The organism is Rufibacter sp. XAAS-G3-1 (assembly GCF_013623775.1).
GTDB lineage: Bacteria > Bacteroidota > Bacteroidia > Cytophagales > Hymenobacteraceae > Nibribacter.
In genome coordinates this window covers 11,960-29,129 of record NZ_JABFAM010000027.1, presented here as the reverse complement: position 1 = coordinate 29,129, position 17,170 = coordinate 11,960, and the positions used below count along the sequence as shown (strand labels likewise).

At 51.5% G+C, this 17,170-nt stretch carries 12 protein-coding genes; 4 read left to right on the top strand and 8 right to left on the bottom strand.

Annotation, left to right across the window (positions count from 1 at the left end; genetic code table 11):
- Nucleotides 1-998: 998 nt before the first annotated feature.
- From fumC to HHO50_RS20465, 4 genes are all read right to left on the bottom strand, one after another.
- Complete coding sequence (gene fumC, locus HHO50_RS20480; RefSeq protein ID WP_181309015.1) at nt 999-2,396, bottom strand: class II fumarate hydratase; 1,398 nt, start codon at nt 2,394-2,396, stop codon at nt 999-1,001.
- A 130-nt stretch (nt 2,397-2,526) separates the two neighbouring features.
- A complete protein-coding gene (locus tag HHO50_RS20475) occupies nt 2,527-4,068 on the bottom strand; it encodes a glycoside hydrolase family 10 protein (protein ID WP_181309014.1) in 1,542 nt (513 codons plus the stop codon).
- 130 nt (nt 4,069-4,198) lie between these two features.
- A complete protein-coding gene (locus HHO50_RS20470; RefSeq protein WP_181309013.1) occupies nt 4,199-4,906 on the bottom strand; it encodes a M15 family metallopeptidase in 708 nt (235 codons plus the stop codon).
- Nucleotides 4,903-5,067 (bottom strand): hypothetical protein, encoded by a 165-nt coding sequence (locus HHO50_RS20465; RefSeq protein ID WP_181309012.1) that lies wholly within the window; start codon nt 5,065-5,067, stop codon nt 4,903-4,905. The genes HHO50_RS20470 and HHO50_RS20465 overlap by 4 nt, the downstream gene beginning before the upstream one ends.
- A 508-nt stretch (nt 5,068-5,575) precedes the next feature.
- On the opposite strand from HHO50_RS20465, the gene HHO50_RS20460 reads away from it, so the two are divergent.
- Together HHO50_RS20460 and HHO50_RS20455 are read left to right on the top strand one after the other, a co-directional pair.
- Nucleotides 5,576-8,449, top strand: a complete 2,874-nt coding sequence (locus tag HHO50_RS20460; RefSeq protein ID WP_181309011.1) for a pitrilysin family protein — start codon at nt 5,576-5,578, stop codon at nt 8,447-8,449.
- 245 nt (nt 8,450-8,694) lie between these two features.
- Nucleotides 8,695-9,399, top strand: coding sequence for a hypothetical protein (locus tag HHO50_RS20455; RefSeq protein ID WP_181309010.1), 705 nt, complete (start codon nt 8,695-8,697; stop codon nt 9,397-9,399).
- A 458-nt stretch (nt 9,400-9,857) separates the two neighbouring features.
- On the opposite strand, the gene HHO50_RS20450 is transcribed toward HHO50_RS20455, so the two are convergent.
- The gene (locus tag HHO50_RS20450) at nt 9,858-12,572 is read right to left on the bottom strand and encodes an MG2 domain-containing protein (RefSeq protein WP_181309009.1); all 2,715 of its coding nucleotides are present in this window, start codon (nt 12,570-12,572) and stop codon (nt 9,858-9,860) included.
- A gap of 197 nt (nt 12,573-12,769) precedes the next feature.
- On the opposite strand from HHO50_RS20450, the gene HHO50_RS20445 reads away from it, so the two are divergent.
- Nucleotides 12,770-13,087: a co-chaperone YbbN gene (locus HHO50_RS20445; RefSeq protein WP_181309008.1), complete on the top strand. Its 318-nt coding sequence runs from the start codon at nt 12,770-12,772 to the stop codon at nt 13,085-13,087.
- Nucleotides 13,088-13,094: 7 nt separating this feature from the next.
- Nucleotides 13,095-13,337, top strand: coding sequence for a hypothetical protein (locus HHO50_RS20440; protein ID WP_181309007.1), 243 nt, complete (start codon nt 13,095-13,097; stop codon nt 13,335-13,337).
- A gap of 583 nt (nt 13,338-13,920) precedes the next feature.
- Here HHO50_RS20440 and HHO50_RS20435 read toward each other — a convergent pair.
- The 3 genes from HHO50_RS20435 to HHO50_RS20425 all read right to left on the bottom strand — a co-directional run bounded on the left by HHO50_RS20435 (nt 13,921) and on the right by HHO50_RS20425 (nt 17,113).
- A complete protein-coding gene (locus HHO50_RS20435; protein ID WP_181309006.1) occupies nt 13,921-14,529 on the bottom strand; it encodes a TetR/AcrR family transcriptional regulator in 609 nt (202 codons plus the stop codon).
- A gap of 135 nt (nt 14,530-14,664) precedes the next feature.
- Nucleotides 14,665-15,273, bottom strand: coding sequence for a TetR/AcrR family transcriptional regulator (locus HHO50_RS20430; protein ID WP_181309005.1), 609 nt, complete (start codon nt 15,271-15,273; stop codon nt 14,665-14,667).
- Between the two features lie 400 nt (nt 15,274-15,673).
- Nucleotides 15,674-17,113 carry a hypothetical protein gene (locus tag HHO50_RS20425; protein WP_181309004.1) on the bottom strand — a complete coding sequence of 480 codons (1,440 nt, stop codon included), beginning with the start codon at nt 17,111-17,113 and terminating at the stop codon, nt 15,674-15,676.
- Nucleotides 17,114-17,170: the final 57 nt, after the last annotated feature.

Genomic DNA, 17,170 nt, shown 5'->3' with positions numbered 1-17,170 from the left:
GGGAAGTGAGAGGTAAAGTTTGGTCGCTTTATCCTTCAACAAACCTGGATGGCTTCATAGTTTTATAATCGCAACTTGAGTTATTTATTAAGAATTACATAGAATCAGACTGCTCTTCCGGAATTCCACTCCGGAAGCAAGCTGCCGGGGAGTCCCACTCCCCTTCTTTTGCCCGTGGCTCCCGGCGGAGTAGAACTCCGCAGCAGACAGGTTCGGGAGTAGAACTCCCGAACAGCAAGGGAAGAATTTTTCCTACAAGATCAGCTCCCAGGGGGGAAGACGCTTTTGTAGGGGAAGAGGGGCAATAGCTAATAACTAATCGCCTAAACTATCTTCCATCACTGGTGATATACCTCCTGGCGCAAGCGTCCGCTTGTGTGCGCACGCATTCCTGATCTGCAATGCGTGCGCACACAAGCGGACGCTTGCGCCAGAAAAACAAAGGAAACGGGTAAATACTTGTTGGCATAACCACCAGCTACTGCATTAGCTACTTTCCCAGTTCCAGTCTTCCCCGAGCGCGCCTCGCTTTTGGCCATGGATAGACAATAGCTAAGTGCAAAAGACAGTTCAGGCCAAAGGGCAGCGCGAGAGGGGAAGACGGGGCCTCGCGGCCGTGAGCGCTTACCGCCAAAGATGAAACAATACAGTACCTGCATTCACGCAAATAGCAGCCAAGCCGAGGGAACAGCAAACGGCATGCACCTGCTAATACCTACCCACGCACTAAGAAGCCCAGCCAAGGGAACAGCAAAAGACGTGCACCAGCTAATACCACGCATTTAGCAAGCAAGGCAACAGCTAAAAGCTGCACCTACCAATCACTCCCAAGAAGCCAGCTGCAGGCAGGTGCAAAGGCACAGAAATGAACCAATGAGGGTATTGGCCATTAGAGAAGTTAAGGTTGGCATTAGACAAAAACAGGAAGGCCCATCCACGTAGCAGAAGGGCCTTGCAGTTTTGAGCACGTTTAAGCCAAAGTAGGTCAGAAACGGGCTTTACTTCTTCAAGCTTCCAATCATATCCTCCGGGCGAACCCACTCGGTGAACTTCTCATCGGTGAGCAAGCCCAGGTCAAGGGCGGCCTGACGGAGGGTAGTACCTTCTTTGTGGGCTTTCTTCGCGATTTTGGCAGCGTTGTCATACCCTACGTGCGGGTTCAGGGCCGTTACCAGCATGAGCGAGTTCTCCAGCTGGCGCTTGATCACTTCATAGTTGGGCTCAATGCCTACGGCGCAGTGTTTGTCAAAGGAGTCACAGGCATCGCCTAGCAGGCGGGCGCTCATGAGCAGGTTGAAGATCATCACTGGTTTAAACACGTTCAGCTCAAAATGGCCGTTCATGCCGCCTACTGAGATAGCTACGTCATTGCCTATTACCTGCGCGCACACCATGGTCATGGCCTCAGCCTGGGTGGGGTTTACTTTGCCGGGCATGATGGAAGAACCGGGCTCGTTTTCTGGGATGATGATTTCGCCAATACCAGAACGTGGGCCGGAAGCCAGCAAACGGATGTCATTGGCAATTTTCATGAGACTTACGGCTAGTTGCTTCAGGGCACCAGAGGTTTCTACAATGGCATCGTGGGCGGCTAATGACTCAAACTTATTCTCGGCGGTTCTTAGTGGTAAGCCAGAGAACTCAGAGATTTTCTGGGCTACCAGTTCGGCGTAGCCTTGTGGCGTGTTCAGGCCGGTTCCTACGGCAGAGCCTCCTAAAGCAAGTTCGCTCAGGTGGTCTAAGGTGTTTCTAAGGGCACGCATGCCATGATCCAGCTGAGACACGTAACCAGACAGTTCCTGGCCCAGGGTCAACGGCGTAGCGTCCATTAAGTGCGTACGACCAATCTTCACCACGTGCATGTACTCCTGTGATTTGGCGTGCAGCGTATCGCGCAGCTTCTGCACCATGGGCAGGGTATGTTCTGCCACTACCTTGTAACCGGCAATGTGCATGGCGGTGGGGAAGGTGTCATTAGAAGACTGCGATTTGTTGACGTCGTCGTTGGGGTGGATTTTCTTTTTCTCATCCATCAAATCACCGCCCAGCAGCACGTGCGCGCGGTTGGCTACCACCTCGTTCACGTTCATGTTGCTTTGGGTACCAGAACCGGTCTGCCATACCACCAGCGGGAACTGATCTGCTAACGCACCGGCCAGAATCTCGTCGCACACGCGGCCAATGATCTCGGCTTTTTCCTGGGGCAACACGCCCAATTCAGTGTTGGTGTACGCGGCGGCTTTCTTTAAGATAGCGAAGGCGTCAATGACCTCACGCGGCATCAACTGGCCTCCAATGGTGAAGTTTTCTTTGGAACGTTGGGTCTGGGCACCCCAGTATTTATCGGCGGGCACCTCTACCGGGCCCATGGTATCTTTCTCTATGCGTACGCTCATGTCTGTTAGAAATGGTTAATAGGTTAGATGCCTCAAAACTACGCAATTATTCATAAAAAACGGGCGACTAGGCAGCCTCCCGTTTTACGCTTGTTTTTGGGAAAAGAGCTAAAAACTCACTTCCAACTACTTACTTCTTCCGCTTCCCTCCCACTTTATTTGACAAACCGCTTTCATTGTGCAGGCGGTCTACGGCCGTAACGGCATAGGTATAGCGCTCTCCGGCTTTCGCCGAGGTATCTGTGTAGGTAGCCTCCCCGTTGTGAATAGCCAGCATATGGGCCGGGTTCTCCAGATTGATCATTTGCCCCTTCAACACCCGGTACACCACGTAATAGCGGGCGGTATCTCCGTCTGAAGCCGCCGCAGGGGCTTCCCAACGCAAAGAAACGCCGTCTAAAGAATTGTGCACTTTCAAATCTGAGGGAGCCATTGGGGCAATACTGTCCAGCCAGGGCATGGTAGGCAGCAGGGCGAGGTTGCGGTAGAAATGCTGGCGTAGGCTGTCCTGCACGCCGTTGGGGTTGTTCATGACAGACTTGGAACTGAAGTACACCTGGCCGTGTGCGTTTGGGGTGGCGCGGCCCAGGCGCAATTGCCGGCCCGTTTCCAAGGGATCTGACCATTCTTTGAAGCGGAGCTCACTGTTGATTTTATAAGTGCCCAACCCAATGTAGGTGTGTTTGCCGAAGCTATTCTTCGTCCACCAGTCCAGAATCTTGGCATAGTCTGCAATGGGGTACCCTATGTGGAAATAGATCTGGGGCACGTTGTAGTCAATCCAGCCTTTCTCCAGCCAGCCCCGCACATCAGAATACAAATCGTCATAGTTGTTGACCCCGCCTTTGGTGTCTGATCCACGTGGATCTTGGGAGACATTCCGCCAGATGCCAAACGGACTGATCCCGAATTTCACGAACGGCTTCTCTTGCTTGATGCTGTCAGACAAAACCCTGATGACCTCGTCTACATTGTAGCGGCGCCAGTCGGCTTTGTTGGCGAAGTTGGTGCCGTAGCGGGCAAAGTCTTCGTCATCTGGGTAAGGGTCTTTGGTAGGATACGGGTAGAAATAGTCATCAAAGTGCACCGCGTCAATGTCATAGTTGCGCACCACATCCATGATGATGTTGATGATGTACGCCCGCACCTCGGGCAAACCCGGCCTGAAGTACTTCTTGCCCCCGTAGGTGACAAACCACTCGGGCTTGGTCTTGGTGATGTGGTTTTTGGCGATGTTTTCGCTGATGGTATCATGGGTGGCCCGGTACGGATTGAACCAAGCGTGAAACTCCATGCCCCGCTTGTGCGCTTCCTCTATCTGAAAGGCCAAGGGGTCATACGGCGGATTTGGGGCCTGCCCCTGTTTGCCGGTAAGCCAGTGCGACCACAGTTCTTTGCCGCTGCGGTAAAGGGCATCGGTGGTGGGGCGCACCTGCACCACTACGGCATTGATGCCGGTCTTTTGGTGTTCATCCAGAATATAGCGGAACTCCTCCATTTGGGTAACCGCCGAAAGCCCTTGTTGGCTGGGCCAGTCAATGTTGGCGACGGTGGCAATCCAGACACCCCTAAACTCGCGTTTGGGAGAAGGCTGGGCCTGGGCCGAAGAAAAGAGAAGAAAGAGCAGGGGCACCAAAAGGGCGGTCTGCTTCAGGAGGAAAGGTGTTCTCATAGCGGAGCAAAAGGTTAGCAGGTCTGAATGGGCAAATAACACTCTTTCGCTTTTCTCTGCAAACTTTTTCCTTGTTGCCTCCGTTTTTGGGCTGTTTTTCTGAAAAGAATGCTAAAACAAGAACCCTTTCCTACTCTTCAAGCGCTTTCAGGTCTTCAAACCGTATATCCATCAACGGATAGTTGCGCCATTCTTTAAAGTCGAAATGCCACCACTCGTCTGGGTACACCTGAAATCCGTGGCGGAGCATGGCCTGCTTCAACAAATCCCGGTTTTGTTTCACTTTCTTGGGTAGCCGGGCGTACGTTGAGTGCGCTTTGGGCGTGAACGCGTCATAGGCGGTGGGCATGTTCAGCTCTTTCCCGTCTTTCAGCCGAATCAGGGTCAGGTCAATGGCGCAACCACGGTTATGGCGGGAGCCACTGCGCGGCGAGGCCACAAACACAGAGTCCCGCACTTTCTCATAGAATTGCACTGTGACCTGGTACGGCCGGTAGCCATCGTAGATTTTGAGCCCCAGGCCCAGCGGCTTCAGTTCTTCCTGTATCTTTTTCAGGGCATCAGCCACGGGTTTGCGGGCATAAGCGGTGGCCAGCGTGTAGACAGGCTCACCGGCCAGATTATCGGCCGTGGCATACTTAATATCCAGCACCAACCCCGGAATATAAGCCGCCAACTCTACCAGTTCCTGCGCGGGGTCTTGCGCCACCAACTCCTGGTACAGGGCAGTGGTAGCCACCACCGGCACCCCGTACCGGTTTTTAGGAATGGAAGGCTGCGCCCAGGCCGCGGCAACGCTCACAAACCAGAGAAAGAGGAAAAATAAAGGCTTTTTCATTTACGTTGATACACAATATACGCCAGAATGCCAGACACCAGAAAGGTGAGCAACCGAAGCCATTCTATTCGGCCGGTGGTGAAATAGGTGAGGCAAAGGGCAGTCCAGGCTAACAAAGTCCCCAGGCAGAAGAGGAACAAGATAAGCTTTCTATTCTTCATGTAATAAGTAAAGTAACAACTAGCCCGAAGGCACTTAACACAGGTTGGGTTTTTACATTGCTTCAACAATTATTCCCCTGAAAAGGCTTCTTTTTGGCTCTCTTTTTATAAAAACAGGCTTAAAACAAGAAGGCACCTGTAAAACATATAAAAAGATGAATATAGTATTTCCCCTGAAAAGAACCGCAAGAAAGGTTAATTTGCTGGAGTTTACGGCCAAGGCGGTTTGCTCCTGTTTACGCGCCGTTTTCAGGAAAACTGCCCCAATCCATAAACGAAGTAAAGCCCGAAAAAGCCGTGTGGTACTTGTAATAATTAAGCTGTTAGTGTTACTAAATTAGCATAAGAGTGTCAACTCCTTCTAAACAAGACTAAGAGCTTGCTTGGATTTGAGGTTGGCAGGCGAAAATGACCAGAGAAACGTGAACGCAGGTTTTTTTAAGGTTGTTTGCAGCGCAAAAATGAAAGTTAAACATGCTCTTAAGACAATCCAAACCCTTATTCTATCATGAACAGAAGATTGAAAGTTGCTTGCCTGTCACTGCTGGTGGGCAGTATGGCGGTAAGCGCATCACCGAACGCGTGGGCGCAGGCGTCAAAAAAATCAGCGGCCAAAACCACCACCAAATCTGCCACTGCCACGCCGCAGTTTAACCTGCCGTTTGAAAAGTACAAGCTAGTGAACGGGCTAGATGTGGTTCTGCACCAAGACAAATCTGACCCCAAAGTAGCCGTGGCCATCATGTACCACGTGGGCTCTAACCGTGAGAAGCCGGGCCGTACCGGGTTTGCGCACTTCTTTGAGCACATGCTGTTCCAGAACTCAGAGAACGTGGGCAAGGGAAATTTCATTAAAACCATCAATGAGGTAGGGGGCACTTTCAACGGCGGTACCTTTGAAGACGGAACCGTGTATTATGAGGTGGTGCCGAAGGATGCCCTGGAGCGGGTGCTCTGGCTGGAGTCTGACCGCATGGGCTTTTTCATCAATACCGTAAGCGAGTGGGGACTGGAGAATGAGAAGCAGGTAGTGAAAAACGAGAAGCGCCAGCGTGTGGATAACCAACCCTACGGCCACACAGATTACGTGCTCCTGAAGAACCTCTACCCGGCCGGACACCCCTACAGCTGGGATGTCATTGGCTCACTGGAAGACCTGCAAAACGCAACCCTAGCCGATGTAAAGGAATTTTACAACCAATGGTACGGGGCCAGCAATGCCACCTTGGTGTTGACAGGTGACTTTGAAACCGCCAATGCCAGAAAGCTGATTGAGAAATACTTTGGTGAGCTGAAAGCAAAGCCTGAGCCCAAAGCACTTCCCGCCATGCCCGCTAAACTAACGGCCACCAAGTCACTTTTCCACGTGGATAACTTCGCCAATCTGCCGGAGTTGACCATGGTGTTTCCCACCATAGAGCAGTACCACAAAGATTCTTACGCGCTGGACATGCTGGGCCGCTTGCTGTCTGACGGCAAAAATTCTCCGTTTGAGAAAATCATTGTGGAAGAGCGTAAGTTGGCTCCGGGCGCCTCGGCCAGCAACCGTTCCAGCGAGATTGCCGGTACCTTTAGAGTACGGGTGCGCGCCTTCGACAAAAAAGACCTGGACGATGTACAAGCCGCCGTTTTTGCCGCTTTTGATAAGTTCGAGAAAGAAGGCGTGAACGAGAAAGAACTGGAGCGTCTCAAGATCAAACAGGAAACAGCCTTGTACAACGGCATCTCCAGCCTCCTGAACAAAGCCTTCCAGTTGGCGCAGTACAATGAGTTTGCCAAAGACCCGGGGTATGCCCAAAAAGAAATCGTGCTCACCCAGGCCGTGACCGCGCAGGACATCATGAACGTGTATCGCAAATACATCAAAGGCAAACCATACGTAATGACCAGCTTCGTACCCAAAGGCCAGGAAGAACTAGCCGTAAAAGGTGCGGTCAAGGCCGATGTAGTGGAAGAAAAAGTAGTGGCCGGGGCCGAAGGAGCCAACACGGGCCAGGAACCTACTTCTTTTCCAAAGACCGCTTCCAAGATAGACCGCAGCCAAATGCCGGAGTTGAGCAACAACTTCAAGTTCACCGCTCCCGCTATCTGGACATCACAGCTCAAGAACGGCATGAAAGTGTACGGCATTGAGCAGAATGAATTACCGCTGGTGCAATTCAGCATCCAGATCAAAGGTGGTATGCAGTTAGATGACCCAGCTAAGATTGGAACGGCTTCTTTGGTAGACGCCATGCTCATGGAAGGCACTAAGAACAAAACTCCGCAGCAACTGGAAGAAGCCATAGGGCAGTTAGGCGCGTTTATCAGCGTGAGTTCCTCGCCTGAGAACATCACCATTTCTGGGAACACGCTAACTCGTAATTTCCCGCAGGTGATGAAACTGGTAGAGGAAATCCTGCTGGAGCCCCGTTGGGATGAGGCCGAATTCGCCAAGGCCAAGCAAGCTGCTATCAGCCAAATCAGACAGATGCAGGCGAACCCATCGGCCGTGGCCTCGCTGGCGTTTAATAAAGTATTGTACGGGGAGAACAGCCGTTTTGCCTATCCCACCAGTGGCACGTTGCAGACCGTAGAAGCCATTACCATCCAAGACCTGAAGGACTACTATCAGAAAAACTTCTCGCCCAGTGTCGCCAGCTTCCAGGTAGCCGGTAACGTGAAACAAGCCGCTGTCTCCAAAGCCCTGACCAGCCTGGAACAGAAATGGGCTCCCAAAGACGTGGCCTTGCCTTCACCGGTAACCGCCACTGCCAAACCTGCTGCCCGCCTGTACTTCATTGACCAACCAGACGCCAAACAATCTGTGATTTACGCGGGGTATCTGGCCGTGCCAGTAGGTTCTGCCGAGTATCCGGTGATGCAGGCCATTAACCATAAACTGGGTGCCGGTTCTGCCTCTACCCTGTTCAATGTATTGCGTCTGCAGAAAGGCTATACCTATGGCGCTTTCTCTGCTTTCACCCGTCGGCCAACCGCCCCGGGTGCCTTTATGGCTTCTTCCAGCGTGCGTACCAACGTAACCAAAGAATCATTGCAGACCCTGGATGAAATCTTGAAGACCTACGGCACCAGCTACACTGAGCAAGACCTGAATACGTCTAAAGGGGCCCTCGTGCGCCAAACGGCCTTGGGCTATGAAACGCTGGGGAGTCTGGTAGGCCTGCTGGAAACCATGAACACCTACCACCTGCCTACTGACTACCTGAAGCGCGATGAGCATGCCATTCAAAACCTGAGCTACGCGCAAGCCAAAAGCCTCATCAACAACTACATTGACCCCAATAAAATGGTGTATTTAGTGGTGGGTGATGCAAAGACGCAATTGGCCGGTCTAAAAGAATTAGGTTTAGGAGAGCCGGTGGTATTACAGAACAAATAAAGAGAGGGTACCAGAAGCTTTCTTTTCAAAAGCCCGTTGCCCACCGCAACGGGCTTTTCTTTTTGGTTACCGTTTTAGGCCCGTTTTCCAGAAAGAAGGTGAAAAACAAGAATCCAAGGTGGAGAACGTTAGGTCTGGTACAGCACCTTCAAAGGGGAAGGATGGGTTTACGTTGTGAAAGACCAACCCATGCCCCATCTTTGCTGTACAAAAGAGCACATAGTGCTATGGTTGAAACGGAACGCATGATAAAACATACCCTATACTGTGCCTGCCTGATTTGTAGCTTGTTCACCTTTAGTTCCTGCGAGCCGGAGAAGCTGGAGCGAGGCAAAGAAATGGCCGTAGAGGCCGAACGCCACAAGGTAAAGCGCATTACACAAGAAGACATGGAGAAACAGGCGCTGCTTGCCGGTGATACCATTACCAGACTGATAGAGGGCGCCTTTCTGCAACTAGCCGAGGGACAACCCAAAGAGCAGGAACTGTTTGTAGCCCAGCCAGACAAGTTACCAACCGTGAGCAGCATTCTGCAACGGTACAACGCTACGCTCAAACGCCAGAACTTTACCACGGAAGCCGAGGCCAAACAATTCTTAACGCAGGAGAAGCTTATCTCACCTGAAGGAGAACCAACCGCCCATGTAGAACTACAGGTGCGGGAAGGCCTTCTTCAATACCAGCGGCCTATTGCCATCAGGCGGCGGAACTGCGCCAGTTGCGATGAGCCAAGCCTGCTGGACTACACGGCGACTACCCTGGAGCAATTGCGGGTGTTCTCGGCCCAAGGCAAACCCAATGGGTTTGAGGAGGGACAGGTACGGGGGCTATGGCTTATTTCTTTTCCTAGGCAGAAAGTGATTGAGCAGATTACGCTTAAAACCAAACCGTCCAGACGGGGCCGGGGAGGCTTGTTTGGCAGCAAGCCAGATTCTGCCGCCAAACGGTAACCTCTTATACCAAATCACATAAAGTATCTTACATGGCTGGTTAGATTTATCCTGGCGCAAGCGTCCGCTTGCGCCAGGATAATGAATGGAAGAGAGTAAATACTAAGTACAGAGACAGAATTACTTTATCCTATTTGTCATCCTGAAAGGATCTTGTGGCGAACTAGAATAGCTTTGATGGAGCGCAATTGCCGTGCGCCACCAAGATCCTTTCAGGATGACAACAAGAAAAGTAAGTCAAACTAATTTTGAAGCTGTTTGGAGTTTTCTGCCTGTTTTCAGAAAAACAACCTAAAAACAGAGGTACCAGCAGATGCTTACGCCAGAGTATAAATAAACCTCTTGATTTTGGCCTGTTTTTGTAAAAGCAGCCTGAAAACGACAGCACAAACGGACGCTTGCACCAGGGAAATTGCTTTAAATGCCGGTTTATGAAAACTTTAAACAGGTTCTTGGTATTACTTCACCTGAAACGTGGTGGTTAAATGCCCTAGTTTTCCCGTGGTGGTCATGCCTTCCAGAATGGCCCGGTAAGTGGTTTTCTGGTCAGCGGTGTAAAACGTGATTTCGGCTTTGCCGGTGGCATCTGTCTGAATCCTTGGGTTCCAGTAGAGCGTGGTGCGTAAGTCTGGCATGACTACGTTGCTGGTATCTGGCTTGTCATAGCGGGGCAGATAGAATTCACGCGCTTTTTGGAAGTACAGGCCCTGGTAGGTGGCCATGCCGGGCATTTTCCCCGCCAGGCTGGGCTTCCCGTCCGTCTCATCCCCTTTCTTGGTGGTAACCGCTACCACCCCGTTTCCGCCGCGTGAGCCATACATCGCCGAAGAGGCCCCCGGCTTCAGGATCTCCACGGCTTCTACCTGCTGGGAGGTCAATGATTGGATAAAGGAAGCGTCTACCGGCATTCCGTCCAACAGAAACAAAGGTTCTCCCCCACCCCGCATGGTCACCTGGCCGTTGTTCACCTGTAGACCCGCTACCCGCCCCTGCAAAGCTTGCAGGATGTCCATGCCCCGGGGAAGTTCAGACCCTCTCAAGACTCTGTCGGCGGTGGTATGCAGGCTGCCAGCGGCGGGCTTGAATTCTTCCCGCTTCTTGCCCCGTACATTCACCTGCTGGAGCATGATGCCGCTTTTGCCAGAGAATTGGTCTAGTTTCAACTGCTCCCGGTTCCGTTGCAGGTACGCCCATACTTCATTGGAATACGGGGCCGGAACAGGCTCATACGGAACCTGCGGATAGGCCTGGATCTGCGGCAGGTTGTTGTCCAGCTCCAGCAGGGTTGTCGCTACTCCCTTGGCCGCCTGTACCGTAATGGTAGACGTGTCTGGAAAACTGGCCAGGCTGAACTGGAACTTCCCCCGGTCATCGGTCTGCAGTTTGATCGCGCTTAGCGGGTTGTTACCGTTCATGAGCATGATATCTGAATAGGCATCTGGTTGGCCGGTTATCTTGGTCACCGTGCCGCTCACGTACAAATCCCGTTCGGCGGGAAAACCCATCTGCGGAAACTTGTCCTGCAGAATGTCTTTCCAGACAAACCGGCGCCATCCCTGCGTGAGCAAGAGGTTGTCCAGAGCCAAAGCCGCCTCGGGCGTAGCCGAACTGAAGTAATAGGAGGGTTCTTCCACATGCCCTTTCAAATCTGAACTGAGGAGCAGGTAAGACACCAGATTGGCCGCGTGCGGCGACGGGGTGACGGTTTTCTGGTCGGTGATGGCCAGGGAGAAGTTTCCGGCTACGGGTGCGCCGGTCTCGTCTTTGGCCTGTACCTGCAGCGTCACTTTCTCGCGGGGTTTGTAGGCAGGTTTGTCTGGCGTGATGCTCATTTGTACCTGCGGGGCGTGGTTCACGAAGACCAGCCGTTCGGCCAGAGGCTCTCCTTTGTCAGAGAAAACCGTGAACTGCACCAGGCCAGAGGGAAACTTGTTTTTGGGAACCTCTACCTGAAAAACCTCCCGGGCGGTGGGACTGGAGGCCGCGTACAACACTTCGCCCCTAACCTGGGCCACTATATGCAGGGCTTTGGGTTTGCCCACGCTGTCTGGGTTGAACCCCAGGGTGTAGAATTTAACCCGAATTTTATCAGGTAATTTACTGTCTGCGGAGAGAACAAAGCCTTTTTGCTGCGGAACGGGCAGCGGGTACTCCTTGGCAACGCCTTTGGGCGACGTGATGCGGGCGGTGTACTGTTGGTCTGCGGCTGGAATGAAGCCCACGCGGCCCATCCCAAACTTCAGGCTTTTGAAATCTACCACTTTCTGGCTCTGGCTGTTGTAAATAGCGCCTTGCACGTCTTTCCCCAGCCCGTTGGCATCTACCGCCTTAAACCCTACCTGGTTCCAGAGACCGGCCACCAGATTGCCGCCTTCGGGGAAGAACTGCACATCCAGCTGCTCCTGCGGGGCAGGGATGACCACCGTCCGGTTCAGGTTGCCGGTTTCCTGCTCTATTGCCAGAAAAATCTTGGGGCTGGTGGTCTCATGATGCGGCAGGTACAACCGCAGGAAAGCTTTGCCCTCTGCCGAGGTGGTGGTTTTTTTAGCCGATGCTTTCTTGTCAAAATTGGTGGAATAGGAGAAAGCGGTTTGCCCCATGGGCTTTGCCTGGTAATTGAGGAGGCGCAGGTTCACCAAAATAGAGTCGCCAGAAGGCTGGGGCTTGAAGGTGAAAGCGGTGGAGGTGACAACGTCGTTTTTGCGGGGACTCCAGATGGTGATGTTCTGGTGGAAGAAATAGGCTTCGTCAAAGTTCTGCATCCTGCTGGTAAAGGCGCGCAGACGGTACGTGCCCTCCGGAATATCATCTGGCAACGCGAAATCGCCGTTACCCTTGCCTTTGTCCATCCGCACCACGCTGGTCTTGTAGAACGTGTTCTCTGGGGTGATCAGCTCTACGTACAGCACTTTGCTTAGATCGCTGGGCGCGTGGTTGTGCGCATTGACCAAATAGGCCTTGAACCAGATGTCTTCGCCGGCGGCGTAATACGGCTTGTCAAGGTGCAGGTACACTTTCTCCTGGGGGTATTTGGTGTGCAGCGTGGTTAGTTTGGCTACTACTCTGGTGATCACATCATTCTGTTGCCAGGCGGGCGGAGCGAAGGCAGCCAGGAGGCCAACCAGCGCCAATAACAGAAAAAAGAAGCTTTTGGGGAAACGTTGAAAAGGCATGCAAAAAGAAATAAGTAAGGCCCAGAGAAAGCACAAGCAGTTACCGGTAACGGGTACTTTCAGGAGACAATGTAATTTAACGCAGTCTTTACATAATAAAAAGGAATAGGCTGTTTTTGGCCTTTATTTCTGAAAATAGATCAAAAACGTTAATTTTGCGCTTGATTCATTTTTTAAATGTACCTACATATAATACCATGGCTATCATACAAGCGACAGATACAGATTTCCAGGATGTGCTGAAAAGCAATGAGCGGGTAGTGGTGAAATACTTTGCGGACTGGTGCGGCAACTGCCGCCTATTCTCTCCCAAGTTCAAGCGCATGGCCGCTAACGAAGAGTTTGCCAACGTGGCGTTTTTGGACGTAAACGCCGAAACCAGCCCCGAAGCCCGTAAACTGGCCGGTGTGACCAATCTGCCCTACTTCGCGGTTTTCAAGAACGGCGAGTTGGTGGAAGGCGCCGCTACCAGCAAAGAAGATTATGTGATTGAAATGGTTCGTAAACTAGCGTAACATCCCCATGAAAATACCTGCCATCAAGAAACTGGTAGAAACGCAGACCATTGACCGCCTGCGCGAAGCCGAAGAACAGCTCCTCAACGAAGAAACGCCCGCCTTTGAGATTGAAGGCTCAGACGAAGGCGAGAAACTGACCCACGTGTTTGGCGCCATCTGGGTCCTGAACCACATGGGCGACCACAACGTGGATTTCAAGACCGCCCTGCGCGAGTTCACCCAGAAAGTACGCGTCTCCATCAGCTAAGAAGAGGACATTCCGCTCGTAAGAAAAGAAAGCCTGCCCATTATAAATGGGCAGGCTTTCTTGTTTGGTAGGCGTTACGCAGGAGTGAGACCTCACCCTCAGCCCCTCTCCCACAGAGAGGGGAGCCTGGCAGATGTGTTTGGGGGCTGTTTTGCGGAAAACGGGCTCAAAACGGCAGGGTACAGATACTCTTAGAAGCTGCGCACATTACGAGGTATTTTGGGCAGGCGGCACCGCGGAGACAGGCCGTTGGAAACTACTGGCGCGAGACTCCCGTCTCGTGACAAAGGAGGAAGCGAGTCTCCAGACTCATTGGGGACTACCGGCGGGTTTGCGTAACAGCAGTCTTAAAGTAGAGGTAGGCCCAAACTTGTTTTTAGTTTCCTTCCTGTGGCGCAAGTGTCTGTACGTATTTTGAACTCCGTTGCAGTAAACCTGTTTTCAGCCTTCTTTTGAGAAACCAGGCTGAAAACGGGTTTCCAGTGATGATTTGGCAGATAAATGCCCTTACCGAACTAAGTTGCGCCAGGGGAAAGTTTTTTGCCAGAGAGGAAAGACAAAACAGGTTCGTTTTAAGCTCGTTTTACTTTAGATTGGCGAAAAAATCCTCGGCCCTTTTCATGCCGTCCTTGGCACAAATCCCTCTAATGTAGTACAGGAAAACACTCCGGAAGACTTCAGCGGGGTTAAAGCGTTCTGGGGGGAAAATGCTTGGGTTTACAATAAGGGAAAGCTGCTCCATCATGATTTTGGTAACCAGTTGGATGTTCAGATCCCGGCGGAATTCCTTCTGCAGCACGCCTTGGTTGAGGAGGTCATTGAGTAGGTGCGTGGTGTAATCGTTGGAATGGCTCCAGTACAGGTGCCAGGCAGCGGGGTAGTTTTGCTGAAGCTCCCTTAACGCCGTGGGCTGAGCCGCGCGCAGGCTCTCAATACCCAACCGCACAATCAGCAGCAACCGGTTTAGCGGACTGGGTTCACCCGCGAACAACCGCTCATGCTCCTGCTTGCGTTCTTCCAGATCATACTGTACCACCTGGGTGACCAGATCTTCCATGTCCTTGAAAAATTCTCTGAACGTGGCCGAGGAAATATCAATGCGGTCAATAATTTTCTGTTCATCTAAATGAGCCAGTCCCTCTTGCCTGATAAGGGTGAGCAATTCCTGTAAAACGGTTTGCTTGAAAGTCATTTATGAATGGGAATTCAGATTAAAACCAGGTGTGTACGTGCAAGTTTTTTTGCAGCCTGCAAAGATACCGTTTTCAACGAAGAGAAAACAGGTTTCAGCGTTTTAGGCCCAAAAATAAAAAGGCGTGATGCAGGCCTAAAGAGAGAAATCAGCGAAAAAGTTCTCCAATTCTTTGTTTCCTTTCTCGGTAGAAATACCCTTCAGGTAATACAGGAAAATGCCCCTGAAAACCTCGGCCATGTTATAGCGGTGCGGCGGGAAAAGGGCGTGGTTCAGCAGGATGTTGATCTGCTCCAGCAGCACTTTGGTGACTACTTCAATGTTAAGGTCTGGCCGGAAAAGCTGTTGCTGAATGCCGGTGTTCAGCAAATCGTAGAACAGGTAATACGAGTGCATCTGGGCGTGCCGCAGGTACAATGTCCAGATGCGCGGGTACAGGTACTGGATCTGGATAAAGAAATCTGGGTTGATTTGGAGCAGCAGGGTAATGTGGTGTTTGATGACCTGCATCAGCTTTGCGATGGAATGGCTGCCCTCCTGCAGAAAGGTGCTCTGCACTTCTTTTTGCTCTGCCAGGTACAGCTCTACCGCCTGGCGCAGAAAGTCTTCTTTATCTGTAAAAGACAGATGGAACTCTTCTACAGATAAACCAAACTCCTGCATGAGTCGCCGCTCTGTCAGGTCTTTCACCCCATTGGCAGAGAAGGAGCGCAGAGCAGTGCGCAAGAGCTCATCCTTGGTCATTGTAAAGATTAAATTTATGATTTAGCTTTAAACAAATATAACGCTTTTTAGATAAGAACCTAGAGCGGCAACAGGTGAAATGCAGGTTTTCTACCATTTACGGCCTATGGTTCTTTGTGCGTTTGATGAGTTTTTTTATGACAAGCTTTCTCCTTAAGGAGCAGGACAAACTAAACTATCTACTTTGTCATCCTAGAAGGATCTAGTGGCACGAACGGCAAATACTTTCAACAAGAGCTTTTCTAGTGCGCCACCAAGATCCTTTCAGGAGGACAAAGAGAGAAGAAGATATAATTACTTCTGTCCATTTGCTTACTTTTCCGGCGAAGGGTTTAGAAGGCATTTTAACTAGTTTTTGCTGAAATAGCTTAGAAACAGAAAACAGGTGCTGGATGGTACCCTAGGGGAGAGCCTGGGGAATAGCTGCTTTTCTACGGTACAGGCGCAGGTACACCTGCCCTTTCCGTAGCTCATGCACAACAAGCCAACGCTGATGGAGCTCTTCCAATTCCTGGTCTGTGAAACCGTTGAACACGTTGGAGTAAAGAATGTAGGCTTGCGTAGAAAGGTTCTTGGCTTGAAACCGCCGATGGTCATTGTTCAGCTCCGTCTCTGCCGGCGAAGCCAGGTTTGGGAAATTACTGCCTACCGCCTGCCAGGGAATCTGTTGCTGATCCAGGTAGGTCATCATCTGGTGCCGTAGCGTAAAATAAGGCAAGTGCGCCAAGGAAGCATCCCACCCTGTGGCAACTCTCTCTGGATACACCCAGAAGTGCCCGCTGGCCAAACTTGCTACTAAGGTACAATAGATGGTTAGCCTGAGCTTCTGCGATGAAATAAGGGATAACAGATGCGTAGTTAACAGCCCTAACAACACGTACACCACCAGCCAGTACCGGTGCCCGATGGGATTGGCGAACCAGACCAACACACAACTTAACGTCACCAAAGGAACCAGTAAAAGCAGCAGCAGTTCTTTGGTCTTTTTGGGAAAATGACCTCTAAAACGCCACCACAGAATACCCGCCGTTCCCCAAAGCGCTATCCGGCCAAAGTCTACCAAGCGCCACCCAATCAAGAACAAATTACGGACAAACCCCTGCACGGTGACAACCGCAGAATATGCACCCCAGTCTGAAGACGGCGCGTACCCAATCCACCCGAAGTGCTGGTAATGTAGTCCCAGCCAAAGGACAAGAAGCAGCCCGGCGGGTGCGTACGGGGAGAACTGTTTCAATACTCCTGAAAGAGTCAGTTTTTCGCTTTGCGACCAGAGTAAAAGCAAATGCGTGAGCAAAACGGCAACTATTAAAATCTGGCTTCGGGGGGTGTGAAGGGCCATAAAGACCAACGCCGTAGCTAAAAGCCAACCTCTATGTTGCAGAATGGCGTTCAGGCAGGTCAGATAGAGAAACAGCAGCACTACGTCTGGGGCCACCTGCGCGCTTTGGGCCAGCAACGTAGGATCCAGAAAGATGAGGAGCATGCCCCCAAACACCCAGGTAATGGGTACGTAACGCCTGACCAGCAAGTACACCTGCCAGACAATACCCAGCAGAAAAGGCAGCATCAGGAAATGGCTTACCGGCACCGTTTTCCCAAACAGATACCACCCGGCCGCCAGATACATCCCAAACAACGGCGGATAACCAGCCAATTGTTGGGGCACGAACAAAGTAGAGAAGCGGGTCTGGTAGTACCACTGCCCGTATTTAGAGGCCAGCAGAATATTATCCCAAAAGAAGCCATTGTCCCGCACATACCACGTCAGCCCTACCATCAACCCCGCAAAAGGGAGCACTACCGGCACAGCGTTACGGATGGAAGAAGCGTGAGGCATTCTCAAGTTTTTCTGGTGGGCAATGATGAGCAACTAAGTAAAGGTAAAGAATAGTGC